This is a genomic window from Corynebacterium senegalense (genome assembly GCF_900411315.1).
In the GTDB taxonomy this organism is placed as follows: Bacteria; Actinomycetota; Actinomycetes; order Mycobacteriales; family Mycobacteriaceae; genus Corynebacterium; species Corynebacterium senegalense.
Window position 1 is genome coordinate 2,038,126 of sequence record NZ_LS990887.1, and the last position, 25,959, is coordinate 2,064,084.

The window sequence follows — 25,959 nt, forward strand, 5'->3', positions numbered from 1 at the left end:
GAACCCATGACTACCATCCCCGCCGCCGGCGAAAGGCTGCCCGCACGCCAGGTGTGGCCGCTCATGCTGGCCCTGCTCACCGCCGTCTTCGCCTTCCAGCTCAACGCCTCGATGCTCGCGCCCGCGCTGGCCACCATGGAGGTGGAGCTGAACGCCACCACCGCCGAGATCGGCCTGACGCAGACCGCCTTCTTCACCGCGGCCGCCCTGTTCTCACTGTTCATGCCCCGCTGGGGTGACCTGATCGGGCGCCGCAAGGTGCTGGTGGGGATGATGGTGGTCACCGCCGTCGGCTCCGTCGTCGCCGCGCTCGCCCCCAACGTCACCGTGCTGTTCATCGGCCGCGTCATCCAGGGCGTGTCGGGCCCGACCGTCGCGCTGACCTCGGTGATGCTGCGCCAGGCGGTGCGTGAGGAGAAGCAGTTCGCGCTGCTCATCGGCGTGCTCACCTCTATCAACGGCGGCATCGCGGGCATCGACGCCCTCCTCGGCGGATGGCTCACTGCTTCCTTCGGCTTCCGCTCGGTGTTCTGGTTCATCGGCGCGGTGGCGGCCATCGCCGCCGTGTCCACCCGCTTCGGCCTCGGGGAGACGCGCTCCGAGGACATCCAGCCGATGGACTGGAAGGGCGTTGTCCCGCTGGTCGTCGCCATCGGCGCTATCCTCACCGCGCTCAACGAGGCCGGCTCCCTCGCCGCGGCCAACTGGTTCATGGTGGTCATCCTGCTGGTCATCGGCGCGATCGCGCTGGTGACGTTCTGGCGCTTCGAGAACGCCTCCGCGCACCCCCTGGTCTCCACCGACCTGCTCAAGCAGCGCCGCACCTGGGCCCTGTTGTGCACCACCACGCTGACCATGACCGGCATCTTCGCCATCATGAACGGCCTGGTGCCCAACCTCGCGCAGGACCCGGTCAACGGTCCGGGCCTGTCCGCAGGCGTGGTGTCCTGGTGGACGCTGACCCCCTACGCCATCGCGGGCCTCATCTTCGGCCCGGTGGCGGGCTTCATCGCGGGCCGCATCGGCTACAAGATGATGCTGCAGATCGGCATCGCCGGCGCGATCCTCTCCGTCGTCTTCGGCCTGTTCGTGGCGAACAACCCGACCCCGGTGCTCCTGCTGGTGCTCTCCATCGCGGCGGGCGTGACCTACGCGGGCATCGCCAACATCATGCTCGGCTCGCTCGGCGTGGTGCTGGCGCCGAAGCAGAACCAGGGCTACCTGCCGGGAATGAACGCCGGCGCCTTCAACCTCGGCGCGGGCATCTCCTTCACCATCATCTTCGCCGCGGCGACCACCTTCGCGGGCTCGGGCGGCGGCTACCACGCTGGCATGCTCACCGGCGCCGTGCTCCTGTGCGGCGCGCTGGCCACGTCCTTCCTCATCCCGCGGCCTGAGACCATCCCTGACACTATCGCGGCCGAGGACGCCGCGGCGAAGAAGGCGGCCGCCTGATGCGCTCGATCATCCTCGACTGCGACCCCGGCCACGACGACGCCGTCGCCATCCTGCTCGCGGCGGGCAACCCGTCGATCGACCTGCTCGGCATCACCACCGTCGGCGGCAACCACACCCTGGACAAGGTCACGCACAACGCCCGCCAGGTGCTCGCTATTGCAGGGCTTGACGACGTCCCCCTGCGCGCCGGGGCAACCCGCCCGCTGCTGCGGCCGGTGGAGACCGCGGAGGGCATCCACGGAGACAGCGGCATGGAGGTCCACGGCTACGAGCTGTCGGAACCGGCGGCGCCTGTGGCCGAGGGCCACGCGGTGCAGTGGATCATCGACACGATCATGGCCCGCGAGCCGGGCACGGTGACGCTCGTGCCCACCGGGCCGCTGACCAACATCGCCCTGGCTGCGCGCCTCGAGCCGCGCATCGTCGGGCGCGTGCGCGAGGTCGTGCTCATGGGCGGGGCCTTCGGCACCGGCAACTGGACGGCGTCGGCGGAGTTCAACATCGCCGCGGACCCGGAGGCGGCGCAGATCGTCTTCCGCGAGGACTGGCCGGTGACCATGGTCGGCCTCGACCTGACGCACCAGGCGCTGGCCACGCCCGAGGTGGAGGCGCGCTTCGCCTCGCTGGGCACGGATGTCGGCGACTTCGTGGTGGCGCTGTTCGGCGCGTTCCGCACCAACTACCGCGACGCCCAGGGCTTCGTCGACCCGCCGGTGCACGACCCGTGCGCCGTGGCGTACCTCATCGACCCCGATGTGGTGGAGACGGTGCGGGTGCCCGTGGACGTCGAAACGCGCGGCGAGCTGACCGCCGGGCGAACCGTCGCCGACTTCCGCGCCCCGGCACCCGCCGACTGCCGCACCCAGGTGGCCACGCAGCTGGACGCGCCGCGCTTCTGGGACTTGGTCGTCGACGCGGCCCGCGCGTTGGGGTAGGCGCCGCGGCTGAGTAGCCTAGGGCCCTATGCTCCCCCTGCTCGCGGCCGTGTGCGCCGGCTTCATCATCCCCATCCAGTCGGCGGCGAACTCGCGCCTGCGCCTGAGTGTGGGAGGAAAGCCGGTCGTCTCGGCGCTGATCTCGTTTACCGTCGCGCTCGCGGCGAGCGTGGCGGTGACGGCGGCGCTGCGCGGCAACCCCGTCCCCGATGTGGCTGCCGCTGCCGGCACCGGCTGGTGGGTCTGGCTCGGCGGGGTGATGGGGGTGTGCTTTATCGTGGGCAACATCCTGCTCTTCCCGCGGATCGGCGCGGTGCAGACGATGGTGCTGCCCATCCTGGGTCAGCTGGTGATGGGCATGCTTGTGGACAGGTTCGGCCTGTTCGGCGCGCCCGTGCACAGCGTGGGCCCGGGACGCGTGCTCGGCGCGCTGGTCGTCCTGGCCGGGATCGCGCTGGTGCTCAACCTGGGGCGCAACACCCCCACCGCGCACACTGCGGGGCCTGCGGCGTGGGCGTGGCGCGCGGTCGGCGTGGCCATCGGCATGGGCTCCGCCCTGCAGACCACTGTCAACGGCGTGCTGGGGACGATGGTGGGCTCCTCCCTCCACGCCGCGGAGGTCAACCTCTTCGTGGGGGCCGTGCTCCTGCTGCTCATCGCAGTGTCCACGAGCCCGCGCCAGCTCGCGCGCCGTCCGACCCCCGGGCCGTGGTGGATGTGGCTGGGAGGCTTCGTCGGCGCGACCTTCGTCATCGCCGGGGCGACGCTCGCCCCGGTCCTCGGCACCGCCACCACGGTCATCGGCCTCAACGCCGGCACGATCCTGGGCGGGCAGGTCATGGAGTCCGTGGGCGCGTTCGGGGCGCACAAGCGCCCGCTTGACGCGCGGCGGGTGGCTGGGCTGGCGCTCGTGTTCGTGGGCGTGCTGATGGTGCGGCTGCTCTAGTCCCCCTTTCTTTCGAACGGGTGAGCGATTTCCTTCAAAGTTGTGCCCTTCATGTCTTGTTGGGCTGCTATAAATTTCCTCAAGGTGTTCCGCTAACACACTCGAAAGGATTCGCATGAATAGCAAGCTAGATATCGATGCTGACGACAGCCGCAGCTACTACGTGTATCTCCTGATGAAGGAGCCGGTCACGGAGCCGTTCAAGTTGGAAAACGTGATCTATGTGGGAAAGGGTAAGCACAACCGGTGGATGCATCATTTTGAAGCGACCGTGAAAAAGGAGGCGAGTCACCAGACGCTGAGCGGGAAAGAAGAGGCTCTACGTGATGTCATGGCTCGACATGGCGGAGATAAGGATGTCGAGAACTTTGCCTACTTTGTTCAATGGGGTCTCGATGAGACTTCGGCGTTTCGTCTAGAAGCACTTCTGATCAAAATGCTGACAAAGCAGCCTGGTGTTGAACTCCAAAACGCTGCTGCAGGTCACCACCAGGGTGAGGTCTTCTTGCCGGTCGGCGAGGCCCGTCGCTACTTCGGTCGTGAGGATTTGGTGGTGGAACGGGTCGCCGCCGGGGAGCTGGGTTCGTTCCTTCCGGGCTCTTCCAGGGGTGAAGACGTCCTCTGCATCCTGGTGAAAGGATCTAGCAGTGATCTTGGCGCGATCGAGCGCGAAGTTGCCCTGGATATACCTCCGCAAGTCGAGGGTGCTGTCCCTGTCGAGACCGTTCCGGAAGAGGATGCATACCGGAGAGGGTGGGACCCCACCGAACCTTGGACTCTCGAAGAAGCAAGCGAGAGAGCGCGGAGGTACTGGCCGATCTCTCCTGAGAACGTTCAGGTGCTGCGGGCAATCGCGGACGACGGCCGCCTCCAACTGGCGATGCTGGTTGAGGACCCTCAGCACCGGAAGTCGGTTGTGCGTTATACATGGGAAGTGGAGCCTGGAGGAGAGTGGTTCGAATATTGGTATCTGACTGACGTTGAGGGATACCGAAAGAGTGGCCGGTACGGGGTTCCCCTGGGGCATGCCTTTGACGAAAGTGAAGATCATTGGCTCGGAAAGTCGCCTGTCAGAGACGACGGGGTCCAGGCTCTGGCTGGACTCACCGGGGGGATTGGTTACGCGGTAGTTGAATAGTGTGAAACCCGAGGATCTAGGCGGGTAAACCTCAACTCCAGCTTGAGTAAATAGGGGTGTCAAGCAGGGCTTTAGGGTTGTCGCTGCGACTCGCGTGAAGCATGATCGTCTGCGAGTCACGTAGAGCTCACTGAGGCCGTTGGGGAAGACGAACCTCGTCTCGCACCGCGCTCCCTCGACCCGCCCGGCTAGTCACCGGCGCGGCGCAGGGGGAGGGAAGCGGTGCGCCGAATACTCCGCTACAGGAAGGTCCCCGCATGACAACGACCCTGGCCGCCCCCGTCTCCTGGCGCGCCGCGTGCGCCGCCCCCGTCACGGCTGTGTTCAGCGTGGAGGGGATGCCGGCGGGCGCGCGGTGGGACGTCGAGAAGCTTCTGTGCTCCCTGCCCGCGGCACCCATCGTGGATCCGCTTCTCGACGACTTCGACACCGCCTGGTTCACCCGCTGGCAGCGCACCCCCGAGGGCTACTCCTGCCGCGAGATCCTCCACGCGCCGCAGACGGATCTGAGCGAGTTCGAGCGCGCGCTGAACGTATTAGCAGGTGAGCATGGGTTCGTGGCGAGCGTCGAAATGCGCTCCTACAATGGTCGGCATGTCTGATCCTTACCGCGTACAAAACCCCGTAAACAACCAGGTCATCGAGACGTTCGACTTCATCTCCGACGAGGAGCTGGAAAAGGCCCTCGCCGCCGCCGACGACGCGTTCCGCCAGTGGCGCACCGCCAGCTACGAGGACCGTGCCACCGTGCTGCGCAAGGTCGCCTCGCTTTTCGACGCCAAGCGCGACCAGCTGGCCGCAATCATCACCGAGGAGATGGGCAAGCCGCTCGACCAGGGCCAGGCGGAGCTGGATGACGTGGTGGACATCTTCACCTACTACGCCGACCACGGCGCCGAGCTGGGCGCCGACGAACCCCTCGAGCACGAGGGCGGACGGGCCGTGCTGCGCCGCGTGCCGCTGGGCGTGATCGTGGGCGTCATGCCGTGGAACTTCCCCTACTACCAGGTCGCCCGCTTCGCCGCGCCCGCGATCATGGCGGGCAACACCGTGATGGTCAAGCACGCAGAGATTTGCCCGCGCTCCTCCCAGGCGATCCAGGAGATCTTCGCCGAGGCCGGCGCCCCGGACGGTGTGTTCACCAACATTTACGCCACCCACGACCAGGTCGCCTCGCTGATCGCCGACAAGCGCGTGCAGGGCGTGTCCCTGACCGGCTCCGAGCGGGCCGGCCGGGCCATCGCCAGCGCCGCGGGCCAGAACCTGAAGAAGGCCGTGCTTGAGCTCGGCGGCACCGACGCCTACGTCGTGCTCGACGCCGAGGACATCGACGCCGCCGCGAAGACGGCCTGGAAGAAGCGCATCTCCAACACCGGCCAGGCCTGCACCTCCAACAAGCGCATCATCGTCATGGAGGACATCTACGACGACTTCGTCGCCGCCATGGTCCGCATCGCGGAAGGGTTCACGCAGGGCGACCCGGCGAACCCCGGCAAGGGGGAGTACTACCCGCTGTCGTCGCGCGACGCCGCCGAGAAGCTCGTCCAGCAGGTTAAGCTCGCCGTCGACGCCGGAGCCACCCTCCACACCGGCGGCGAGCTCACCGGCGAGGGCGCCTACTTCACCCCCGCCGTCATCACCGGCATCCCCGTCGGCTCGGACTCCTACTACGAGGAGTTCTTCGGCCCCGTCGCCGAGATCTACAAGGTCAGCTCCGACGAGGAGGCCATCGAACTGGCCAACGACTCCAACCACGGCCTCGGTGGCGCCGTGTTCTCCTCCGACATCCCCCGCGCCGAGCGTGTGGCCAGCCGCATCGAGACCGGCATGATCCACGTCAACATCCCCCAGGCCGGGGGCGCGGAGCTGCCCTTCGGCGGCGTTAAAAACTCCGGCTTCGGCCGCGAGCTCGGCCCGCTGGGCATGGACGAGTTCGTGAACAAGCAGCGCTACTACGTGGCGGAGTAGCGCTGTGCTGCCGGGCGACACCAACCCGCTGCTGGCCGCCGCGCTGCTCTGCTTTCCTGGTGTGATCGCGGGATGCGTCGTCTACGCAGCCGCGAGCGCAGGGGGGACGGTGGTGCGGCGCACAGTGTCACCCGGGGCCAAACTGGTGCTCTGCATTGCGGTGGCGCTGGTCTTTCTCCTCTTCGCCCGCGTGCGCGACGGCGGCGTCCACCCCATCCTCCTCTTTGTCGCACTGGGGTGCGTCCTGGCGGGCGGCGCTCTGGCGACCGCCGAGGGGCGGATTCGCGGGCGCTGAGGCCGCACGGTTTTCCCAAAACGCCCGGAACGGCGCGGCCGATGTGGAATCATGCAGATATGAGACCCACGTCACGTTTGCTTTCGGTTCTGGTTGCCGTTTCCGGCGTCGCGCTCTCCGGGTGCGCTCCCGCTCCCGAGGCGCCTGCTCCTTCCCAGGCTGCGGCGCCCGAGGTCAGCACCCTTGATGTTTCCAACTGCGAGCCCGCAGACGGCGTGTCCGGGCGCGTCGGCGGCGAGGGCGGGGAAGGGCAGTCAGGGGAGCGCAACATCCAGGTCGCGCCGGAGATCGGCACCGGATTCCGCAGCGGGATGCAGGAGGTTCGGGCCCAGAACTTCGCTGTGACCACAGCCAACCCCGTCGCGACCGCGGCCGCCTGCGACGTGCTGCTCAAGGGCGGCAACGCGGCCGACGCGGTGGTGGCCGCCCAGTTCGTGCTGGGACTCGTCGAGCCGCAATCGTCCGGCATCGGCGGGGGAGGCTACATTCTCTACAGCGACGCGGCATCGGGGCGTCGAGTAGCAATCGACGGCCGCGAGGTCGCTCCCCTCGCCGCCGATGAGAATTATCTCATCCACGTTTCGAGCGAGGACCCCACGCCCCCGCTTCCCGACGCCCGCAGCTCCGGGCGCTCCATCGGCGTACCCGGGATTGTTGCGGCGCTCGCCGAACTGCATCGGCAGTTCGGCTCGGACGATTGGGCTTCCGACATCCAGCCAGCAATCGACCTCGCGCAGCGGGGCTTCGAGGTCTCCCCGCGCCTGGCGGCGTCGATCGCCGACTCCGCCTCGCAGCTCGCCGCCAGCCCACACGCGGCGGCCTACTTCCTCGACGCCGACGGCCAGCCGCTGGCGGCGGGGACGAACCTGACCAACCCGGAGTATGCCGCGACCCTCGCCGCGATCGCCGAGGACGCTAACAACTTCTACACCGGCGGCATCGCCGCCGACATCGCCACCGAGGCGACCCGCGCCGACGAGGGGCTCACCCCTTCGCTCATGACCACGGCGGACATCGCCGGGTACACGCCCGAGGTCCGCGAGGCACTCTGCGTGCCGTACAAGGGGCGTGAGGTGTGCGGCATGCCGCCGTCATCAAGCGGGGGCGTGGCCGTGCTGGAAACGCTGCGGCTGCTCGAAGGGCAGGACCTCGCGCAGTACGCACCCGACAACCCCGGCCCGGACGGGGCGCTGCCGGACCCGGAGGCTATTCACCTCGTCGCCGAGGCCGAGCGCCTCGCCTACGCCGACCGCGACGCCTACGTCGCCGACCCTGCCTTCGCGCCCATTCCGGGCGGGCCCGGCGCCCTGCTCTCCGATTCCTACACCGCCCAGCGCGCCAGCCTGATCGACCCCGCGAAGACAATGGGCAAGGCCACCCCCGGTGTGCTGGAGCAGCCGGTCGGCGTCGGTGCTGACCTCCCGGAACACGGGACCACCCACGTCAACGTCATCGACGCGCAGGGCAACGCCGCGTCCTTCACCTCCAGCGTCGAGGCGGCCTTCGGATCCTTCCACTTCACGCGCGGCTTCGTGCTCAACAACCAGCTCACCGACTTCTCCGCCGAGCCCCTCGACGAGTCCGGCCAGCCCGCCGCGAACCGGGTCGAGGCCGCCAAACGCCCCCGCTCCTCCATGGCTCCGTTCCTGGTCTTCGGCCCGGACGGAGCGGCCGAGATGGCGCTCGGCTCGCCCGGCGGGTCGCTGATCATCCAGTACGTGCTGAAGACGTTCCTGGGCATCACCGAGTGGGGCCTCAACCCGCAGCAGGCCGTCTCCGCACCCAACTTCGGGGCGCGCAACACCCCGAAGACCGGGATCGGAGGCGAGCACCCGCTGGTCAAGGACGGCGGGGCAGCCGCGGCGGTCGAGGAGCTCACGGCGCGGGGCCACGACGTCGTCACCGACGAGATGGTCAGCGGGCTGTCTGTCCTGATGCGGCGCGACGGCGCCATCGTCGGCGGGGCCGACCCGCGGCGCGAGGGGATCGTGCTGGGTGGCTGAAGGGGCGTCGTTAAGCGAGCCACTCCGCGAGCTCGGCGACCGTCGTCTCGGGCGCGTAGGCCGACTCCTCGGCGCGCGCCCCGAATTCCTCCTCCGCGCGCACGGCGAGCTCGATGCGATCCAGCGATGACACCCCGAGGCCGTCGAGGGTCGCCTCGGGCGTGACCTCCTCGTCCGTGAACCTCCCGATGAGCTCCGCGAGACGCGCGAGAACCGACGTGTCCTTCGCCGGCTCCTCGGGCGCGAGGTTCAGCGATCCGAGGTCAAGTCGTTGCGAGAGCTCCATGCGCCCATATATACACTGATACCCATGTTCACGGGCAAAAAGCGCACCTCGCTTCTCGACGCCCTCAGCGCGCGCCCCATCGCCGGCCTGACCTACGACCGGGAAGGCTCGACGCTCCGCCAGGGCCTCAACATCCACTGGTACGAGCGCGGCCCCGAAGACGCCGACCTGACGATCCTCTACGTCCACGGCTTCAACATCTCCTCTGAAGAGTTCTACATGCAGGTCGACGCGCTGGCCTCCCTGCCCGTGCGCCAACTGCTCGTCGACCTGCGCGGACACGGCAAGACCGGCCCCGTGCCCCCGCACATGTGCCAGGTCGATGACGCCGCCGACGACATCTACGCCGTCCTCCGCGACCGCGGCGTCACCGGCCCGCTCATCGTCGTCGGGCACTCGCTGGGAGGTCCCGTCTCGCTGTCCCTGATGCGCCGGCACGCCGCGGCCCTCGACCTGGCCGGCAGCGTGCAGATCTCCTCCACCGTCGACCCCTTCGCCGACCAGGGCATGCCCCAGGTCCTCGCCGGCTGGGTAGGCTCACTCCTCGAGGACCTCTACACCGCCTCGCCCCGCCTCATGCAGCGCCTCCTCACCCTGGGCACACGCCTGCTCGTCCCCGTCCTCGCCCTCGGGTTCTACTTCCGCCCCGTCGGATACGCCGTGGTGAAATTCCACGCCGCAATGATCCAGAGGACGGCCCTCGACACCTACGCCGGCTTCTTCGACGACCTGCTCACCCACTCCGAACTCGCCGCCGCCGACGTCCTCGCCACCATCCCCGGCTACATCCTCGTCGGCTCCCGCGACTCCGTCACCCCCGTCAGCCAGTCGCGCCGACTCAGCGAGATCTGGCCCCGCGCCTACTTCCAGGTCCTGCCCGAAAGCGGGCACATGCCGCCTTTCGACGCCCCCGGCGCCGTCTCCACCGCCATCGAGCGCCTCGTCCGGGGCGTTGGGTGAGGGGCGCGTCAGTTACTGTGGAGTTCCGTGGGGGAGTTGGAGTTTATTCGGGGTGTCGGGGCGGCGACCCGCACCGCAGTCATCACGGGGCCGGCCGCCGCGAAACTGCGGGGGCTGCGGACACTCGATCGTGTTGACAAGGTAGACCTGCTGCTTCCGGGCGACATGCGCGCGCCCAAGGCTTCGACCTGGCCGGACGGCGTGGCCTACCGCAGCGGCGCCCTGCTGCCCGAGCACGTCGTGACCGAGCAAGGGCTGCGCGTGACCAGCACGATCCAGATGGTCCTCGATACCTGCAGGTACCACAGCCCGCTGGCGGCCCTCGTCGTCCTCGAATCAGCTCGCTTTCGCCGTCCGGACGTCACCTGTGCGGACCTGCTTTCGCTTGCCGGCACTTTGCCCCGCTCCCACGGACTCCGAGATCTTCGCCGCGTCATCCGGTACTCCGCCGCTACATCCCAATCAGCACTGGAAACTGTGGGCCGCTACTCGATCATCGAAGCCCGGATCCCGGGCCTGATCTCCATACGGGGACAAGCGCCGTTTGAGTACTACGACATCGCCGGAAACCCGCTGACGGGCAAAATCGACCTCTTGCTCAACGGGATCATTGCGGTAGAGCTCGACGGCCAGAGCAAGTACACCTCGGAATTCGTCACCGCCGACGAGCGTATCCGAGAAAAGCAGCTGCTCAACCACGGGTACCTGGTCATTCGCGCCGGCTGGCGACAGGTGTGGAACGGAGCACTCGCACTCCAAGTAGCTAATGCCATCCGCCGCGTGCGGTTCCTCGGCGACGACCCCTACAGCGGCAACGTTCCCGTTCCCCTCGATGACGGAGAGCTCGCCCGTCGCCGTGCCGCATACCGGCGCTGAGCGCGCCGCTACTCGACGGTTCGCACCGGCGTCCGGGGTTTTGCGGCGGCGAGTGCGCATCGGTCGAGTACGGGTCGGGGGCTACTCGACGGTTCGCACCCGCGTCCTGGGCTTTTGTGGCGGCGAGTGCACATCGGTCGAGTACGCGGTGTGAAAAAAGCGCCCCGCCGCAGCAAACGGCGGGGCGCTTGACGCGGGGGCGCTACTCCTCGCTGTTCGTGCCGCCGTTGGGGTTGGGCTCGGTCGGGTCGTCGACGTGGAGGTCCTTCGCGGCCTGGGCGGCCACCGACATGTCGATCTTGCCCTCGTTGGCCAGGCCCATCAGCGCCGCGACGACCATGGACTCGGCGTCGATGTTGAAGTAGCGGCGGGCGGCCTCGCGGGTGTCGGAGAAGCCGAACCCGTCGGCGCCGAGCACGATGTACTGGCCCGGGACGTAGGGGCGAATCTGCTCGTGAAGGTCGGTGGCGAAGTCGGACGTCGCCACGTAGGGGCCGGGGGTCTGCTTGAGCTGGGTCGTCGCGAAGGGCTCGCCGAAGTCCTCGCCCGGGTTGTGCAGCTTCTTCTTGTTCAGGGCGGCGCCGTCGCGGGCGAGCTCGACCCAGGAAGTGACGGAGTAGACGGCGGCGCCGACGTTGTAGTCCTCCTCGAGGATCTTCTGGGCGCGCAGGGCCTGCTGCATGCCCACGCCGGAGGCGAGGAGGGAGACGCGCAGGTCCTTGTCGGCGCCGCGGTCGTAGAGGTAGATGCCGCGGTGCAGGCCCTCCACGTCCAGGTCGGCGGGGCGCTCCGGCTGGTGCGTGGGCTGGTTGTAGACGGTGATGTAGTACATCACGTTCTCGCCGCCGTCGGGGCCGTACATGCGCTCGATGCCCTTGGAGATGAGGTAGGGCATCTCGTAGGCAAAGGCGGGGTCGTAGGTGACCACGGCGGGGTTGGTGGAGGCGAGGATCGGGGAGTGGCCGTCCATGTGCTGGAGGCCCTCGCCGAACAGGGTGGTGCGGCCGGCGGTGGCGCCGATGATGAAGCCGCGTGCCATCTGGTCGCCGGCGGCCCAGAAGTTGTCACCGGTGCGCTGGAACCCGAACATCGAGTAGAAGATGTACATCGGGATCATCGGTTCGCCGTGCGTCGCGTAGCTTGTTGCGGCGGCGATGAAGGAGGCCGAGGAGCCGTCCTCGTTGATGCCCTCGTGCAGGATCTGGCCGTCGACGGCCTCGCGGTAGGACAGCTGGAGGTCGTGGTCCACCGGGGTGTAGTTCTGGCCCACCGGGTTGTAGATCTTCAGCGTGGGGAACCACGAGTCGAGGCCGAAGGTGCGGGCCTCGTCGGGGATGATCGGCACGATGCGCTTGCCGATCTCCTTGTCGCGCATCAGCGCGCGGAAGGTGCGCACGAGCGCCATCGTGGTGGCCACCTCCTGCTTGCCGGAGTCCTTGAAGTTGGCCTTGAAGGTCTTCTCGAAGTCGGGCAGCTCGAGCGGGGTGTAGCTGTGGCGGCGCTCGGGCAGGTAGCCGCCGAGCTCCTTGCGGCGCTCCTTGAGGTACTTGATCTCCTCGGCGTCCTCGCCCGGGTGGTAGTAGGGCGGGTTGTAGGGGTCGCGCTCCAGCTCCTCGTCGGTGATCGGGATCTCCTGCTTGTCGCGGAAGAGCTTGAGGTCCTCGAGGGTGAGGTTCTTCATCTGGTGGGTCGCGTTGCGGCCCTCGAAGTTGTGGCCGAGGCCGTAGCCCTTGATGGTGTGGGCGAGGATGACGGTGGGCTTGCCCTTGGTCTCCAGGGCGCGCTTGTAGGCGGCGTAGACCTTGCGGTAATCGTGGCCGCCGCGGCGCAGGGCCCAGATCTCCTCGTCGGTCATGTCCTCAACGAGCTTGAGGGTGCGCGGGTCGCGGCCGAAGAAATGTTCGCGGACGTAGGCGCCGTCGTTGGCCTTGAAGGTCTGGTAGTCGCCGTCCTTGGTGGTGTTCATGACGTTGACCAGGGCGCCGTCGTGGTCCTTGGCCAGCAGTGCGTCCCACTCGCGGCCCCAGACCACCTTGATCACGTTCCAGCCGGCGCCGATGAAGAAGGCCTCCAGCTCCTGAATGATCTGCCCGTTGCCGCGGACGGGGCCGTCGAGGCGCTGCAGGTTGCAGTTGACCACGAAGGTCAGGTTGTCCAGCCCGTAGAGGGAGGCCATGTGGATCAGGCCGCGGGATTCGGGCTCGTCCATCTCACCGTCGCCGAGGAAGGCCCAAACGTGCTGCTGGTCGGTGTCCTTGATGCCGCGGTCCTGCAGGTACTTGTTGAAGCGCGCCTGGTAGATCGCGTTCATCGGGCCGAGGCCCATGGACACGGTGGGGAACTCCCAGAAGTCGGGCTTGCCGTGCGGGTGAGGGTAGGAGGGCAGGCCGCCCTGGGGGCGGGAGTGCTCCTGGCGGAAGCCGTCGAGGTCGTCCTCGCTGAGGCGGCCCTCGAGGAAGGCGCGGGCGTACATGCCGGGGGAGGCGTGGCCCTGGAAGAAGATGTGGTCGCCGCCCTGCTCGGCGTCCTTGCCGCGGAAGAAGTGGTTGAAGCCCACCTCGTAGAGGGCGGCGGCCGAGGCGTAGGTGGAGATGTGCCCGCCCACCTTGACACCCGGGCGCTGGGCTCGGTGCACCATGATGGCGGCGTTCCAGCGCATCCAGCGGCGGTAGCGCTTCTCAATCTTCTCGTCGCCTGGGAACTCCGCCTCCATGCTGGTGGGGATGGTGTTGACGAAGTCGGTGGACGACAGCGCCGGCAGCGGCACGCGCTTCGCCGAGGCGCGCTCGATGAGCCGGAGCATGAGGTAGCGGGCCCGCTCGGGGGAGGACGAGTCGAGCAGGCCGTCGAAGGAATCCATCCACTCGTTGGTCTCTTCCGGGTCCTGATCGTGCAGGTAGGAGGCAACGCCTTCGCGGATGAGGGGGATGTTGGTTTCCCGGTCGTTGCCGTACGGGTCCTTGTCGTTGGTGTCGATGTCGGCCACGATGGAACCTCCGTTAATCGCGTTCAAATACTTCCCGCCCAAGCGTACCCTCCGCCCCGACACAGGGTTCACCCCAGCGCCGGACGCGCGCGTTTTGGCGGACAGGTTGCGCCAAGCGGACTATCATGTGCGGATATCCATATACCTAACTGCCAATGAGGAGGGCATACACTTGGGCGCCGCGGGTGTCGAAAGCTACGCAGACCGTCTGGGAATTCGTCGTGACAGTATCGTGCAGGAGATCGGCTGGGACGAGGACGCCGACTCGACCATCTCCGAGGCGATCGAGGACGCCATCGGGCAGCCGCTCCTCGAAGAAGATTCGGACGAGCTTTGCGACGTCGTCCTCCTGTGGTTCCGCTCCGACGACGGCGACCTGGTCGACTCCCTGGTGGACGCCGGCCGCAACCTCGGGGAGGGCGGGCGCATCTGGCTGCTCACCCCCTCGGCGACCAAGCCGGACAGCGTCCACCCGGGCGATATCTCCGAGTCCGCCCAGCTCGCGGGCCTGGTGCAGACCAAGGCGGACCGCTTGGGGCAGTGGCAGGGTTCCTGCCTGACGGGGGCCGGCGCGAAGAGGTAGCGGGTTTTTGTCGGCCGCGCCGGCGCCGTGCTAGAGTGCTTGGGCGCGCGCCGTTAGCTCAGCTGGAAGAGCAACTGGTTTACACCCAGTAGGTCGGCGGTTCGAGCCCGTCATGGCGCACCAGTTCTTTTTCACCGCCCCGCCGCGGCCTCGATCTGGCGCACCTCGCGGGCGAGGGCGTCGGGGGCAGAGAGGTCGTAGCCGACGTCGATGACGTCCCAGGTGCCGATGCGCAGGCGCAGGGAGCCGGCGTGGGCGGAGCCGGGGTCGGGGAAGACGACGAAGTCGAGAAGCTCGGTTCCGTGGAAGGCGCAGGCAGCCTCGGCGAGGGCCTCCAGGGAGACGCCGCGGAGCATGGCGGCGCCGTCGGGGTCGGCGAGGACGGCCAGCTCGGCGAGGGGGGAGGCGCGGAAAGCGTCGAGATCGTCGCAGAGGGCGTCCTCGATGTCGGCGGGCTCGATGCCGGGGGCGAGGCTGATTGTGGCGTCGGAAAGCGCGGCGAGCGCGCGGTTCAACAGGGCGTGGTCGGAGGGGGAAAACATCGGTACCTCGCTTGATCGCTGCGGTTTTCTAGCGTTCTTCCTGCCTATCGTAGGCCGTGGCCCACGGGTTGCGCCGGGTCTCGCCGTAGCGGCCGCGGGAGGGGGCGGGGGCGTCGACAAGCAGCTCCTCCTGCTCCTCGCGGTAGCGGCGCCGCTCGCGCGTCTCCGCCCAGATGAAGTAGATGAGCCCGGCGGGGGCGAGGACGCCGAAGCCGATCCACTGCAGGCCGTAGGAGAGGTGGTTGCCCGTCTCGAGGACCGGCAGGGGGATCGCTTCGACGACGCCGGGCTGGTCGCTGGTCAGCTGGACGTAGGGCGCGGCGAGGTTGAGGCCCGTCAGCCCGGAGATCTGGCCGGTGCTGATGGAGTAGACCATCTCGTGGCCCTGGTCGCTCATCGGCGGGGTGGTGTGCTCGGGCTCGCTGGCACGCAGGAAGCCCGTGACCGTGACCTGCTCGGACGGGGCGGCGGGGTAGTCGGGGACCTGGGTTCCGCCGTCGCGGGCGGGCACCCACCCGCGGTTGACCAGCACCGTCTCACCGGAGTCGAGGGCGAAGGGGGTGAGGATCTGGAACGCCGGGGTCTTGTCCACGGGGCGCAGGCGCAGCAGCACCTCGCCGTCGGGGACGTAGTGGCCGGTGAGCGTGACGCGCGTCCACTCCTCGGCGGCGTCGAAGCTGCCGTCGGGGCCGATGACCTCGCCGTAGGGGACGGGGTCGGTCTCGAAGGCGTGCTCGATGTGCTCGTTGCGCTCCTCCAGCGCCTGGTTCTTGCCCAGCTGCCAGGGCGCGAGCAAAGTGAACGCGAAGTAGGAAAACGCCACGATGAGGATGGCGGCGATGACCCACCCGGGGGTCAGGAAGGTCTTCCACCAGGGTTTTTCTCGCGTCGCCGTGGCCATCACAAACGCCTACTCTACTCGCGCGCGCACCCAGCCGATAATGCCGTCCGCGGCCGCCTCGATCTGCTCGCGCGTGGTCGCGAAGCCCTCCTGCCCGCCGTAGTAGGGGTCCTCCACGCCAGCGCCCTCGGGGGCGGCGGGGTCGAAGGAGCGCAGCAGGCGGATGCGCTCCTCGGGGACGCCGCGGGCGACGAGCTCGGAGACGTGCCGCGGCTCCAGCGCCACGATGAGGTCGGCGTCCTGCTGGGCGGGGCCGAACTGCTGGGCGCGGTGGCGCGAGCCGTCGTAGCCGTGGTCCTCCAGCTCCTGCAGCGCGCGCTCGTCGGCGCCGCTGCCGACGTGCCAGCCGCCGATGCCCGAGGAGCTCACCCGCACCGCCTGGCCCAGGCCGGCCTCCTTCAGCTTGGCCCGCACGATGATCTCGGCCATGGGGGAGCGGCAGATGTTGCCGGTGCAGACGAAGTCGATGTGCAGCGGTGTCGCAGCCACGGGATCAGCCTCCTTGGGAAACGGGAAGAATCTCCCCTCAACACTAGCCGGGAGGCTTTGTACCCTGGGGGACATGAGTGAGAGCACAGTAACCGTCGCCGACGTCGTGAGGGCCATGGACCGGGCGTACCCGCCGGCGCTCGCCGAGAGCTGGGACAGGGTGGGCCTGATCTGCGGTGACCCCGCCGCGGCCGTGACCAAGGTGGCCTTCGCCCTCGACTGCACCATGGACGTGGCGCGCCGGGCGGTCGATGCCGGGGCGCAGATGCTCGTGGTGCACCACCCACTGCTGCTGCGCGGGGTGTCCTCGGTGGCCGCGGACACCCCGAAGGGCAAGGTCCTGCACCACCTGATCCGCAACGGCTGCGCGCTCTTCGCCGCCCACACGAACGCCGACTCGGCGCGCCCCGGGGTCTCCGACAAGCTCGCGGAGCTGGTGGGCATCATGCCCGGCCGGCCGATCAGGCCGGTCCCGCTCGGCGGCATGGACAAGTGGGGCGTGCACATCCCGCCCGCCGACGTCGACCACGTCATGGCGCTGCTCTACGAGGCGGGGGCCGGGGCGATCGGCAACTACGAGGAGTGCTCCTTCGCGTGGGAGGGCACCGGCGGGTTCACCCCCGTCGAGGGCGCCGACCCCGCCGAGGGCACCGTCGGCGAGCACTTCTCCGGGCCCGAGGTCCGCGTCGAGTTCGTCGCGCCGACGCGCCTGCGGCGCACGCTTATCGACGCCCTCCGCGCCGCCCACCCCTACGAGGAGCCCGCCTTCGACGTCATCGCCGTGGAGGACACCTCCGACCTGTCCCGCGCCACCGGGCTGGGGCGCATCGGCGAGCTTCCCGAGCCGATGACCCTGCGCGAGTTCACCCAGCAGGTCGCGGACGCCCTGCCGGAGACGACGTGGGGCGTGCGCGCCGCCGGCGACCCGGAGCGTGTGGTGCGCAGGGTGGCGGTGTCCTCGGGCTCCGGCGACGGGTTCCTCTCGGACGTCGCGAAGCTCGGCGTCGACGTCTACGTCACCTCGGACCTGCGCCACCATCCCGTCGACGAGCACCTCGCCGCGGGCGGGCCCGCCGTCATCGACACCGCCCACTGGGCCAGCGAGTTCCCCTGGACCAGCCAGGCGGAGGGTATCGTTGGGGCTTTGGGCGTGGACACCGAGGTCCTCACCATCCGCACGGACCCGTGGACGCTGTCCGCGCACCCCCGACGCACAGAAAACTAAAGGAGCGAACGTGAACCTCTCACCCGAGCTGCAACCGGTGCTGCTCGAGCTGGCCACCGCAGACCGCCGCAACGCGCACCCGGCGGCCGTGGCGCCCGAGCAGAAGGAGCTGGACGCGCTGCTCGGCGAGCGCGAGCGCCTCGCCTCCGCCGCCGCGGCCGCCCAGATGGCCGTGGACGACATGGAGCTGGAGATCCTGCGCATCCAGGAGGACGAGCGCAAGCTGAAGAAGCGTGAGCTGGACGACAAGCGCCAGCTCTCCGCCGAGACCGACCCGGACCGCCGCCGCGACCTCGAGCACGACCGCTACGCCGCGAAGTCCCGCATCGCCGACCTGCTCTACGAGCTGAAGGAGGCCCACAACGAGATCGCGGCGCTGCGCAACAACCGCGACAACCACGGCGCCCGCCTCGACGAGGCCGACCGCAAGGTCGCCGCGGCCCGCCGCGCCGTCGAGGCCCTGCCGGAGAAGAAGGCCGTGGACACCGACTCCCTGCGCGCGCAGCTGCCCGCCGACGTGCTCGCCGTCTACGAGGACGTCGGGGCGGCCTCCTTCAACGGCCGCACCTGCAACTCCTGCTTCCTGCAGCTGCCCGCCGCCGAGCGCGCCGAGGTGATGGCGGTGCCCGCCGACGAGCTGCCCACCTGCCCCAACTGCGGCGCGCTGCTCGTGCGGGTCGAGGCCGCATGAGGGTCAAGGTCTACACCGACGGCGGCTCGCGCGGGAACCCGGGCGTAGCCGGCTCCGGCTCCGTGGTCTACGGCCCCGGCGGTGAGACGCTGGCCGAGATCGCCTACGTGGTGGGGCAGAAGTCCTCCAACAACGTCGCCGAGTACACCGGGCTGATCCGCGGGCTCGAGGCGGCCGCCGAGCTCGGCGCCACCGAGGTCGAGGTCTACATGGACTCCAAGCTCGTCATCGAGCAGATGGCCGGGCGCTGGAAGATCAAGCACCCCGACATGAAGAAGCTCGCCCTCGAGGCGCGCGACCTCGCCGCACGCTTCTCGACGGTCACGTACACCTGGGTCCCCCGCGCCAAGAACAAGAAAGCCGACGAGCTGTCCAACGTGGCCATGGACGCCGCCGCAAAGGGCGCCGCGCCGGGCATCGTCGGCGAGGCGGAGCAGAATGCGCAGAAGGACGCGAGCGCGGAGAAGGACCACGTCGTCGCCGGGCCCGCCCACTGGTCGGGCCACGACGCGCCGCGCACCCGCTTCGTCCTGCTGCGCCACGGCCAGACCGCGCAGTCGGTGGAGAAGCGCTACAGCGGCACCTCCGACCCGGAGCTGACCGACACCGGGCGCGAGCAGGCGCGCCGGGCCGCGGCCGCCGTCGCCGCGATGGGGCCGATCGACGTCGTCGTCTCCTCCCCGCTCGCGCGCGCCCGCGAGACCGCCCGCGCCTGCGCGGAGGTGCTCGGCGGGGTGGACGTCGCGGTGGAGGAGGGGTTCCGCGAGGTCGACTTCGGAGCCTTCGAGGGCCTGACGCGCGCGGAGGCCAGCGAGCGCTTCGCGGAGGAGTTTGGCGCCTGGGAGGCGTCGACAAGCGTGGCTCCTCCACACGGGGAATCGCTGACCCAGCTGCACCGGCGCGTCACCCGCGCCCGGCTCGCGCTGCAGGAAAAGCACGCCGGGAAGACGATCCTGGTGGTCACCCACATGGCGCCGATCAAGTCCGTCATCCGCCAGGCTCTCGGCGTCGGGGGAGAGGTGTTCAGGCACGTCTTCCTCGACCTCGCCTCGGTCTCCGTGGTGGAGTTCTACGGCGACTTCGGCGTCGTGCGGTGCGTCAACGACGTGAGCCACCACCGCTGATTCCCTTCGGCGGGCGGCGGGGACTATGCTGGGTTCCTGCGAACGAGCTGGCCGGGTGATCGCGGCTCCCCGAACCGCCGCCGCGTGCGGGCAGGCGGGGGCCGAGGAAAGTCCGGACTCCACAGGGCACGGTGGTTGCTAACGGCAACCCGGAGCGATCCGCGGGAAAGTGCAACAGAGAGTAAACCGCCCGCCCTCGCGGCGGGTAAGGGTGAAAGGGTGCGGTAAGAGCGCACCGGCGCGCGTGGTGACACGCACGGCCAGGTAAACCCCACCGGGAGCAAGGCAAGAGCCGCCGTTGTTTACAGCGGCGGTCGTCGGACGCTATGGAGGCTGCCCGCCCAGTCCGAAGGTAGCTGCTCGAGGCGCCCAGCGATGGGTGGCCCAGATGGATGTTCACCGCCCCACACGGGGTACAGAATCCGGCTTACAGGCCGGCTCGTTCGCCCCAATTTCCGCCCCGGAAGCGGGGCACCCGGAAGTCTGTCACAATGGCTGGTTATGAAGCTGTATGCAGCCCCGCTGGACTTCCGCCACGTCGCCCGCGAGTACGACGTGCCCACCGAGTTCGCGCCCGAGGTCCGCGCGGAAGCCGCCCAGCTCACCGACCGCCGCGCAGACGAGCGCCGCGACGCGCGCGACATCGCCCTGGTCACCATCGACCCGGTCGGCTCGAAGGACCTGGACCAGGCGGTGTGCATCGAGCGGCGCGGCTCCGGTTACACCGTCTACTACGCCATCGCGGACGTCGCCGCCTTCGTTGAGCCCGGCAGCCTGGTCAAGGAAGAATCGCTCGAGCGCGGCCAGACCATCTACCTGCCCGACGAGCCGGCGCGGCTGCACCCGCCCGAGCTCAGCGAGGGTTCGGCCTCGCTGCTTCCGGACGTCGACAGGCCCGCCGCCCTGTGGACGTTCCACCTCGACGACAAGGGCGAGGTGGCCGACGCCCACGTCGAGCGCGCGCTCGTGCACAGCGTGGCGCGGCTCGACTACGACCGCGTGCAGGAGGACCTCGACCACGGGCGCGCCCACCCATCCATCGCCCTGCTGCCCGAGGTGGGCAGGCTGCGCCAGGAGAGCTCCCTGCGCCGCGAGGCCATCAACCTGCGCGTGCCCTCGGTGCGCGTGGTGGAGGACGAGGAGGGCCACTTCGAGCTGGTCATCGAGCCGCGCCACCCCGTCATGGACTACAACTCCGAGATCTCGCTGCTCACCGGCATGGTCGCGGGGCAGATGATGGTCGACGCACGCACCGGGTTCCTGCGCACCCTCGGCCCCGCGCCGACGGGCGCCGAGGCGGGCTTCGTCCAGGAGATCCGCAACCTGGGCTTCGACCCGGGCGAGGACATCAGCGCGTTCCTCGCCACCGTCGACACCGACACGCCCCGCGGAATGGCGGCCATGCGCGAGGCCCAGAAGCTGCTGCGCGGCTCCGGCTATGTCAACCTCGACGACAAGGAACCGGTGGTCCACGCGGGCATCGGCGGCTACTACAGCCACGTCACCGCGCCTTTACGACGTCTCATCGACCGCTACGCCACAGAGGTCTGCCTGGCCATCTGCGCCGGCACCGACGTCCCCGAGTGGGTCCGCGCCGACGCCAACCGGGTGGTCAAGACGATGGGCAGGACCTCCCAGCTGGCCAACACGGTGGACAAGGCGTGCCTCAACCTCACCGAGGCGACGGTGCTGCGGCCCTGGCTCGGCCACAACTTCGACGCCGCCGTCCTGCAGTCCGACGAGAAGTCCGACCAGGCGCGCATCTTCGTCGTCGACCCGCCGGTGCTCGCCCCCTGCCTGGGACATCCGGAGGAGGGCCGGGAGACGACGGTGTCGCTCGTGCGTGCGGACGTGGACAACCGCGAGGTCGCCTTCGCCTGGCCCGCCGACTAGGCGGGGTCCTCCACGCAGGCCACCTCGCCCGGCAGGACCTCCACGACCTCGTAGTCCGCGGCGACGGAGTCGAGGAAGGCGTCGGCGTCGCGCAGCGGCACGAAGGCGAGCGCTGCCGGCGAGTTGCCCGCCGCAGCCGGGCGGGCCGAGAGCGCGCCGCGGGAGAGCAGGTCGCTCACCAGCTCGTCCGGGGTGTCGAGGTCGTGGTTCTCCGACGGCGAGTTGAGCAGGGTGAACAGCTCGTTCTCGCGGCGCGAGCGCAGGGCCTTCGTCGTGGCCAGCGAGCGCAGCGTCTCCGTCTCGCAGAAGCGCACCCAGGCGCGGGCGGCCTCCGGCTCGGGAGCGGAGTCCGGGCCGAGCACCTGGCGGCGCGCCTCGACCCATTCGACGGCTCGGTCGGCGGCGTCGGGAAGCTGGCGCAGCGAGGCCACGCCGAAGTTGGCGCAGGCTTCGTCGATGAACGCGCGGCGCGCCCTGATCCGCTCCGTCTGCTCGTCGTAGGGCTCGCCCCACGTGTCGGTGACGGCGAAGATGCGCACCCCCAGCTTGCCCGGGTGGGGCGCCTGGGTGACCGAGCCGTCGGCGTAGTCCACCACGGAGATCGTCTCGCCACCGCCGCGCAGAGCGGCGGTGTGGCGCGCGCGCAGGACCGCGAGCTCGGAGTTCGCCACGACGTTCTGCGAGCAGATCTCGGCGAGCCGGGCGCGCAGCGGCGCCTCGTCCACCTCCGGGTCGCCCGCCGCGAGGGCGAGGGCGATCGCGGCGTCGCCGGCGTAGAGCGAGCCCAGGCCCGCGCCGGGCAGGATGTCCGTGACCACCGAGATGTCCAGGCCCTTCGTCTCGCGGGAGAGCACCTGGCGGTTGACAAGCCCCTGCACCAGGCCGAGGACGCGGCGGGTGAGGCGGTTGAGCGAGGCGGGCTCGGCGAGCTGGCCGAGCTCGGCGGCATCCGAGAAGGAGTAGTCGCCGGGGCCGCGGACCTCGATGCGGATCGTCTCGTCGTCGCGGGGCGAGACCGCCGCCGCGGCGCGCAGGGAGCTCAGGCCGAGGAGGGTGACGCCGCCGAAGTGGTCCACGTTCTCGCCGATGAGCACCCACGTGGCGGGGGCGGAGGCGCAGCCGGAGGGGGCCCGGCCGGTCACCTCGGCGTGCAGCTTGGATACCCGCTTGGCGGGGAGAGTCGGATCGGCGGCCCACACGGCCATCGCCACCACGTCCTTTCAGGGGGTCACGCTCGGGTTGCGGGGAGGGCGGCTCGGCGAAGCGGGCGCCACCAACGGCCCCCAGATTACCAACCCCGCCGGTAGGGTGGGGGTACCCGAAACCAACAGGCGAAAAGGAGAACAGCCATGTCCGACGAGCAGTTTTACTTCAACCCCGCCACCGGCGAGGTCACCGAGGGCAAGGTCGGCGGATGGGACGAGCGCATGGGCCCCTACGCCACCCGCGAGGAGGCTCAGGCGGCGCTGCAGATCGCGGCCAGCCGCAACAAGGACGCCGACGCCAAGGAGGAGGCGGACGAGAACTGGGGCAAGCCCGCCTCCTGGGAGAAGTAGCCGCTACGGCTTGATCTTGGAGAAGGCCTTCTTCACCTCGTCCACCGTGTCCTCGTAGCCCCGGAGGGCATCGGCGCCGCGGTCGAGTTCGCGCTGGTAGAGCAGGCCGTAGGCGAAAGTGTCCTCGCCGCGCTCGCGGGCGGCGTCGGCGAGTCGCGCGATGCGGTCGCGGGAGGTCACGGCGTCCTGGAAGTTGCCGAGCTGCGACTGCAGGGCCTTGCACGTCTTGGTCAGGCGCCCGGTCTTGAGCCCGGAGCCCTCCGCGGCGAGGGAGGCGTAGCGCAGCTTCTTCGCCGCCTTGCGCACGTCGTGGACGTAGTCCTCGCGCTTGTGCAGGTCGAGGGAGGTGTCGTGGTAGTGCTCCACGACCTTCTTGTGGCGCTTGCGCACCTTCTTGTAGCCACGCTCGAGGTGCTCGTAGAGGATGTCGCGGGACTCGCCCGTGGAGCCATGGTCCCCATCGTCCCCGTTGTCCCCGTCGTCCCCGTTGTCGTCGGCGCCGGTCGCGTCCGCAGCGGCGATCGGCGGGTCGGCGAGCAGGGTGTCAATCTCCTCGAGCAGCGTGAGGAAGCGCTCCGAGTCCAGCATCTCGACGATCATGGCGTGCGCCTGGCGGTACTCGGTGCGCATGTCGTTTTTGATGTGGGCGGCGGTGGTGTCGTCGATAAGCCCGCTCTCGTCGGAGTCGAGCAGCTCGAGGAAGCGCTCCTCCACGACCTCCGCGTCGCGCGCGGTGCCGAGAACGGCGGCGGTCTCCTTGAGCTCGGCCTCGAGGTGGTGGAGCTGGTCGCCCTCGAGGATGCCCTCGAAGGTTTCCAGCAGCGAGCGCATCTCGCGGGTGGAGACGCGCATCTGGTGGACGGAGTCCCACTCGTCGGCGCGCACCCGCGGCTCCCAGTCGACGATGGAGTCGCGCTGCTTGCGCAGGGAGGCGACAACGGCGCCGGCGGGGGACTCCGGGTCCAGCCTCGAAGCGCGCAGGTGCGGGGGCAGCGGGGCGGAGTTGACCGAGTCGCCGAGGGCGGAGGCCAGCTTGGACGGCGAATCCGACTTGCGGGCCCCGGCGTTGATGAGGAAGGAGGTCGCCTGGGAGATCAGCTCGGAGCCCGCCTCCGTGCCGGAGGTGAACTCGGACAGCTCCACCTCCCACTCGCGCCACGACGTGCGCTCCCCGCCGGGCAGCAGCGACCAGGCGGTGACGTGGTCGTCGCAGAACTCGGCGACCTTCTCGCCCGCGGCGGAGCCGAGGGAGCACTCCACGCGGCGGTTGTCCACCTGCGCGATCGGGGCGAGCGGGGCCGTGCGCACGATCGCGCGAACGTTGGCGAGGAGCTCGTCGGGGATCGTCGCGGGGTCCTCGAGCGGGGCGCGCAGCTCGCGGCGCGCCGCGCCGGCGGGCAGCTTGAGGTGCCAGCCGTCGTCGGAGCCGCCGGTGCGGCGGCGCAGCGTGACCTTCGCGCGGGTCAGGCGCAGGTCCTGCGTGTCGTAGTAGATGGCGGAGAGGTTGTGCTCGACGGTGTCGAGGATGCTGCTCACCCCGTCGAGCTCGGTCAGGTCCGGGACCCCGGTCTCCTCGTCGACCGCGAGCTTGACCTCGACCTCCAGGAACTTCTCCAGATTATCGTCGGCCATGGAATTCTCACCCTTTCCCGGCGCGCGCCGGAATCCTGAACAATGCGTCCATCTGTGCTTCTGCACATCTCCGTGGCGAGCTTACCTGCCCGCGCGGGCCCGGGAGGGGTGCTCGGAGCAGCTAGAGTGAGGTGTCATGAACAACCAACAGGAAATTGTCCTGCGCAAGGTCAGCGAGCAGGACATCGGGTTCATCCGCCTCTGGTTCACCGACATCTTCGGCACCCTCAAGACGATCATGATGTCGCCCGCGGAGCTCGAGGCCGCCTTCGACGAGGGCGTCGGTTTCGACGGCTCCTCCATTGAGGGTTTCTCCCGCGTCTCCGAGTCGGACACCCTGCTGCGGCCCGACCCGTCGACCTACCAGAGCCTGCCCTTCGACATCGAGGAGGGCCTGCAGACCGCGCGCATGTTCTGCGACATCACCATGCCCGACGGGGACCCGCTGTACGCCGACCCGCGCCAGATCCTGCGCCGCCAGGTGACCCGCGCAAAGAACCTGGGCTTCGACTTCATGGCCAGCCCCGAGATCGAGTTCTACCTGGTGAACAAGCCCGAGGCCGGGGCGGCGCCGCGCCCGACCGACAAGGGCGGCTACTTCGACCAGGCGAAGCGCAACGAGGCGCCCAAGTTCCGTCGCCAGGCGATCTCCGCCCTCGAGTACATGGGCGTTGTCACCGAGTTCTCCCACCACGAGGCCAGCCCGGGGCAGCAGGAGATCGACCTGCGCCACACCGATGCGCTGACCATGGCGGACAACATCATCACCTTCAAATACATCGTCAAGACGATCGCCGAGGCCAGCGGCGTGCAGGCGACGTTCATGCCCAAGCCGTTCCCCACCCTCGATGGCTCGGCCATGCACACGCATTTCTCCCTGTTCGAGGGCGAGACGAACGCCTTCCACGACCCGGACGACGAGATCTCCCTGTCCGCCACCGGGCGCCAGTTCATCGCGGGGATCATCGAGCACGCCAACGAGATCTCCGCGGTGACCAACCAGTGGGTCAACTCCTACAAGCGCCTCCAGTTCGGCTCGGAGGCGCCCACGGCCGCAACCTGGGGGATCTCCAACCGCTCGGCGATGGTCCGCGTGCCCACCTACCGGCTGCACAAGGCGGAATCCCGCCGCATCGAGGTCCGCACGCTCGACTCGGCCTGCAACCCCTACCTCGCCTTCGCGGCGGTGCTCGCGGCGGGCCTGAAGGGCATCGAGGAGGGCTACGAGCTCGAGGAGCCGGCGCGCGACGACGTCTGGGCCCTCACCCCGCGCGAGCGCCGCGCCATGGGATACCGGGACCTGCCGAAGTCGCTCGACCAGGCGCTGCGCCACCTGGAGCGCTCGGAGTTCATGGCGGACGTGCTCGGCGAGCAGGTCTTCGACTTTTACCTGCGCAGCAAGTGGCACGAGTGGCACGACTACACCTCCCAGGTCACGACATGGGAGCTCGAGAACGGGCTGGACCTCTAAG

24 protein-coding genes, 1 tRNA gene and 1 other RNA gene are annotated in these 25,959 nt (G+C 69.2%); 19 read left to right on the forward strand and 7 right to left on the reverse strand.

What is annotated here, in order from left to right; translation table 11 throughout:
- Window positions 1-6: 6 nt before the first annotated feature.
- The 8 genes from uriT to DYZ02_RS09975 all read left to right on the forward strand — a co-directional run bounded on the left by uriT (window position 7) and on the right by DYZ02_RS09975 (window position 8,743).
- Window positions 7-1,455, forward strand: coding sequence for a uridine transporter UriT (gene uriT / locus DYZ02_RS09940; protein WP_115686101.1), 1,449 nt, complete (start codon window positions 7-9; stop codon window positions 1,453-1,455).
- Window positions 1,452-2,393: a uridine-preferring nucleoside hydrolase UriH gene (uriH, locus tag DYZ02_RS09945; protein WP_181896992.1), complete on the forward strand. Its 942-nt coding sequence runs from the start codon at window positions 1,452-1,454 to the stop codon at window positions 2,391-2,393. Before uriT ends, uriH begins: the two co-directional genes overlap by 4 nt.
- 28 nt (window positions 2,394-2,421) lie before the next feature.
- Window positions 2,422-3,339 (forward strand): DMT family transporter, encoded by a 918-nt coding sequence (locus tag DYZ02_RS09950; RefSeq protein WP_115686103.1) that lies wholly within the window; start codon window positions 2,422-2,424, stop codon window positions 3,337-3,339.
- A 115-nt stretch (window positions 3,340-3,454) separates the two neighbouring features.
- The gene (locus DYZ02_RS11265; protein ID WP_147291507.1) at window positions 3,455-4,477 is read left to right on the forward strand and encodes an LEM-3-like GIY-YIG domain-containing protein; all 1,023 of its coding nucleotides are present in this window, start codon (window positions 3,455-3,457) and stop codon (window positions 4,475-4,477) included.
- 257 nt (window positions 4,478-4,734) lie between these two features.
- On the forward strand, window positions 4,735-5,079 hold the full coding sequence (locus tag DYZ02_RS09960) for a hypothetical protein (protein WP_115686105.1): 345 nt from the start codon (window positions 4,735-4,737) through the stop codon (window positions 5,077-5,079).
- The gene (locus DYZ02_RS09965) at window positions 5,072-6,445 is read left to right on the forward strand and encodes an NAD-dependent succinate-semialdehyde dehydrogenase (RefSeq protein ID WP_115686459.1); all 1,374 of its coding nucleotides are present in this window, start codon (window positions 5,072-5,074) and stop codon (window positions 6,443-6,445) included. The genes DYZ02_RS09960 and DYZ02_RS09965 overlap by 8 nt, the downstream gene beginning before the upstream one ends.
- A gap of 4 nt (window positions 6,446-6,449) precedes the next feature.
- Window positions 6,450-6,740, forward strand: coding sequence for a hypothetical protein (locus DYZ02_RS11440; protein ID WP_181896954.1), 291 nt, complete (start codon window positions 6,450-6,452; stop codon window positions 6,738-6,740).
- 59 nt (window positions 6,741-6,799) lie between these two features.
- Entirely contained in the window at window positions 6,800-8,743 is a 1,944-nt protein-coding gene (locus tag DYZ02_RS09975) for a gamma-glutamyltransferase family protein (protein ID WP_115686107.1), read from the forward strand.
- A 10-nt stretch (window positions 8,744-8,753) separates the two neighbouring features.
- Here DYZ02_RS09975 and DYZ02_RS09980 read toward each other — a convergent pair whose 3' ends face one another.
- On the reverse strand, window positions 8,754-9,029 hold the full coding sequence (locus tag DYZ02_RS09980; protein ID WP_115686108.1) for an acyl carrier protein: 276 nt from the start codon (window positions 9,027-9,029) through the stop codon (window positions 8,754-8,756).
- A 24-nt stretch (window positions 9,030-9,053) separates the two neighbouring features.
- Between DYZ02_RS09980 and DYZ02_RS09985 the strand changes: the two genes are divergently transcribed.
- Window positions 9,054-9,989 (forward strand): alpha/beta fold hydrolase, encoded by a 936-nt coding sequence (locus tag DYZ02_RS09985; RefSeq protein WP_115686109.1) that lies wholly within the window; start codon window positions 9,054-9,056, stop codon window positions 9,987-9,989.
- Window positions 9,990-10,016: 27 nt separating this feature from the next.
- Window positions 10,017-10,865, forward strand: a complete 849-nt coding sequence (locus DYZ02_RS09990) for a hypothetical protein (protein WP_115686110.1) — start codon at window positions 10,017-10,019, stop codon at window positions 10,863-10,865.
- A 202-nt stretch (window positions 10,866-11,067) separates the two neighbouring features.
- Here DYZ02_RS09990 and aceE read toward each other — a convergent pair whose 3' ends face one another.
- The gene (gene aceE / locus DYZ02_RS09995) at window positions 11,068-13,851 is read right to left on the reverse strand and encodes a pyruvate dehydrogenase (acetyl-transferring), homodimeric type (protein WP_425451023.1); all 2,784 of its coding nucleotides are present in this window, start codon (window positions 13,849-13,851) and stop codon (window positions 11,068-11,070) included.
- A 172-nt stretch (window positions 13,852-14,023) separates the two neighbouring features.
- On the opposite strand from aceE, the gene DYZ02_RS10000 reads away from it, so the two are divergent.
- Together DYZ02_RS10000 and DYZ02_RS10005 are read left to right on the forward strand one after the other, a co-directional pair.
- The gene (locus tag DYZ02_RS10000; protein WP_245945771.1) at window positions 14,024-14,434 is read left to right on the forward strand and encodes a DUF3052 domain-containing protein; all 411 of its coding nucleotides are present in this window, start codon (window positions 14,024-14,026) and stop codon (window positions 14,432-14,434) included.
- A gap of 47 nt (window positions 14,435-14,481) precedes the next feature.
- Window positions 14,482-14,557, forward strand: a tRNA-Val gene (locus DYZ02_RS10005).
- An 8-nt stretch (window positions 14,558-14,565) separates the two neighbouring features.
- On the opposite strand, the gene DYZ02_RS10010 is transcribed toward DYZ02_RS10005, so the two are convergent.
- Genes DYZ02_RS10010 through DYZ02_RS10020 form a run of 3 tightly spaced genes read right to left on the reverse strand, consistent with a single transcriptional unit; the run spans window position 14,566 to window position 16,366 of the window.
- The gene (locus DYZ02_RS10010; RefSeq protein WP_115686112.1) at window positions 14,566-14,976 is read right to left on the reverse strand and encodes a hypothetical protein; all 411 of its coding nucleotides are present in this window, start codon (window positions 14,974-14,976) and stop codon (window positions 14,566-14,568) included.
- A gap of 28 nt (window positions 14,977-15,004) precedes the next feature.
- Window positions 15,005-15,877 carry an SURF1 family cytochrome oxidase biogenesis protein gene (locus tag DYZ02_RS10015; protein ID WP_115686113.1) on the reverse strand — a complete coding sequence of 291 codons (873 nt, stop codon included), beginning with the start codon at window positions 15,875-15,877 and terminating at the stop codon, window positions 15,005-15,007.
- Window positions 15,878-15,886: 9 nt separating this feature from the next.
- Window positions 15,887-16,366, reverse strand: a complete 480-nt coding sequence (locus DYZ02_RS10020; RefSeq protein ID WP_281268994.1) for a low molecular weight protein-tyrosine-phosphatase — start codon at window positions 16,364-16,366, stop codon at window positions 15,887-15,889.
- A 73-nt stretch (window positions 16,367-16,439) separates the two neighbouring features.
- Between DYZ02_RS10020 and DYZ02_RS10025 the strand changes: the two genes are divergently transcribed.
- The 5 genes from DYZ02_RS10025 (at window position 16,440) to DYZ02_RS10045 (ending at window position 21,299) form a co-directional block, all read left to right on the forward strand.
- Complete coding sequence (locus DYZ02_RS10025) at window positions 16,440-17,591, forward strand: Nif3-like dinuclear metal center hexameric protein (protein ID WP_115686115.1); 1,152 nt, start codon at window positions 16,440-16,442, stop codon at window positions 17,589-17,591.
- A 10-nt stretch (window positions 17,592-17,601) separates the two neighbouring features.
- On the forward strand, window positions 17,602-18,282 hold the full coding sequence (locus tag DYZ02_RS10030; RefSeq protein ID WP_115686116.1) for a zinc ribbon domain-containing protein: 681 nt from the start codon (window positions 17,602-17,604) through the stop codon (window positions 18,280-18,282).
- A complete protein-coding gene (locus DYZ02_RS10035; protein ID WP_115686117.1) occupies window positions 18,279-19,406 on the forward strand; it encodes a bifunctional RNase H/acid phosphatase in 1,128 nt (375 codons plus the stop codon). The genes DYZ02_RS10030 and DYZ02_RS10035 overlap by 4 nt, the downstream gene beginning before the upstream one ends.
- Window positions 19,407-19,449: 43 nt before the next feature.
- Window positions 19,450-19,852, forward strand: an RNA gene (gene rnpB, locus DYZ02_RS10040) — RNase P RNA component class A.
- A gap of 55 nt (window positions 19,853-19,907) precedes the next feature.
- Window positions 19,908-21,299, forward strand: a complete 1,392-nt coding sequence (locus tag DYZ02_RS10045; RefSeq protein ID WP_115686118.1) for an RNB domain-containing ribonuclease — start codon at window positions 19,908-19,910, stop codon at window positions 21,297-21,299.
- On the opposite strand, the gene DYZ02_RS10050 is transcribed toward DYZ02_RS10045, so the two are convergent.
- Window positions 21,296-22,504, reverse strand: a complete 1,209-nt coding sequence (locus DYZ02_RS10050; protein ID WP_115686119.1) for a galactokinase family protein — start codon at window positions 22,502-22,504, stop codon at window positions 21,296-21,298. The genes DYZ02_RS10045 and DYZ02_RS10050 overlap by 4 nt on opposite strands.
- A gap of 144 nt (window positions 22,505-22,648) precedes the next feature.
- Here DYZ02_RS10050 and DYZ02_RS10055 point away from each other — a divergent pair, with 144 nt between their 5' ends.
- Window positions 22,649-22,855, forward strand: coding sequence for an SPOR domain-containing protein (locus DYZ02_RS10055; protein ID WP_115686120.1), 207 nt, complete (start codon window positions 22,649-22,651; stop codon window positions 22,853-22,855).
- 3 nt (window positions 22,856-22,858) lie between these two features.
- Here the strand turns inward: DYZ02_RS10055 and DYZ02_RS10060 are convergent, their stop codons facing one another.
- Window positions 22,859-24,487 (reverse strand): CYTH and CHAD domain-containing protein, encoded by a 1,629-nt coding sequence (locus DYZ02_RS10060; RefSeq protein ID WP_115686121.1) that lies wholly within the window; start codon window positions 24,485-24,487, stop codon window positions 22,859-22,861.
- 136 nt (window positions 24,488-24,623) lie between these two features.
- On the opposite strand from DYZ02_RS10060, the gene DYZ02_RS10065 reads away from it, so the two are divergent.
- Window positions 24,624-25,958, forward strand: coding sequence for a glutamine synthetase family protein (locus DYZ02_RS10065; RefSeq protein ID WP_115686122.1), 1,335 nt, complete (start codon window positions 24,624-24,626; stop codon window positions 25,956-25,958).
- The last annotated feature ends 1 nt before the right edge of the window (window position 25,959 follow it).

What these genes read in the sequence shown, in the direction of transcription:
- DYZ02_RS09950 (WP_115686103.1), top strand. Translation starts at nt 2,422, where the DNA reads ATGCTCCCCCTGCTCGCGGCCGTGTGCGCCGGCTTCATCATCCCCATC.
- DYZ02_RS10015 (WP_115686113.1), bottom strand. Translation starts at nt 15,877, where the DNA reads ATGGCCACGGCGACGCGAGAAAAACCCTGGTGGAAGACCTTCCTGACC.
- DYZ02_RS09985 (WP_115686109.1), top strand. Translation starts at nt 9,054, where the DNA reads ATGTTCACGGGCAAAAAGCGCACCTCGCTTCTCGACGCCCTCAGCGCG.
- DYZ02_RS10060 (WP_115686121.1), bottom strand. Translation starts at nt 24,487, where the DNA reads ATGGCCGACGATAATCTGGAGAAGTTCCTGGAGGTCGAGGTCAAGCTC.
- DYZ02_RS10045 (WP_115686118.1), top strand. Translation starts at nt 19,908, where the DNA reads ATGAAGCTGTATGCAGCCCCGCTGGACTTCCGCCACGTCGCCCGCGAG.
- DYZ02_RS10065 (WP_115686122.1), top strand. Translation starts at nt 24,624, where the DNA reads ATGAACAACCAACAGGAAATTGTCCTGCGCAAGGTCAGCGAGCAGGAC.
- DYZ02_RS10025 (WP_115686115.1), top strand. Translation starts at nt 16,440, where the DNA reads ATGAGTGAGAGCACAGTAACCGTCGCCGACGTCGTGAGGGCCATGGAC.
- DYZ02_RS09960 (WP_115686105.1), top strand. Translation starts at nt 4,735, where the DNA reads ATGACAACGACCCTGGCCGCCCCCGTCTCCTGGCGCGCCGCGTGCGCC.
- DYZ02_RS10055 (WP_115686120.1), top strand. Translation starts at nt 22,649, where the DNA reads ATGTCCGACGAGCAGTTTTACTTCAACCCCGCCACCGGCGAGGTCACC.
- DYZ02_RS11265 (WP_147291507.1), top strand. Translation starts at nt 3,455, where the DNA reads ATGAATAGCAAGCTAGATATCGATGCTGACGACAGCCGCAGCTACTAC.
- DYZ02_RS10035 (WP_115686117.1), top strand. Translation starts at nt 18,279, where the DNA reads ATGAGGGTCAAGGTCTACACCGACGGCGGCTCGCGCGGGAACCCGGGC.
- DYZ02_RS09965 (WP_115686459.1), top strand. Translation starts at nt 5,072, where the DNA reads ATGTCTGATCCTTACCGCGTACAAAACCCCGTAAACAACCAGGTCATC.
- DYZ02_RS09975 (WP_115686107.1), top strand. Translation starts at nt 6,800, where the DNA reads ATGAGACCCACGTCACGTTTGCTTTCGGTTCTGGTTGCCGTTTCCGGC.
- DYZ02_RS09980 (WP_115686108.1), bottom strand. Translation starts at nt 9,029, where the DNA reads ATGGAGCTCTCGCAACGACTTGACCTCGGATCGCTGAACCTCGCGCCC.
- DYZ02_RS10050 (WP_115686119.1), bottom strand. Translation starts at nt 22,504, where the DNA reads ATGGCCGTGTGGGCCGCCGATCCGACTCTCCCCGCCAAGCGGGTATCC.
- DYZ02_RS10010 (WP_115686112.1), bottom strand. Translation starts at nt 14,976, where the DNA reads ATGTTTTCCCCCTCCGACCACGCCCTGTTGAACCGCGCGCTCGCCGCG.
- uriT (WP_115686101.1), top strand. Translation starts at nt 7, where the DNA reads ATGACTACCATCCCCGCCGCCGGCGAAAGGCTGCCCGCACGCCAGGTG.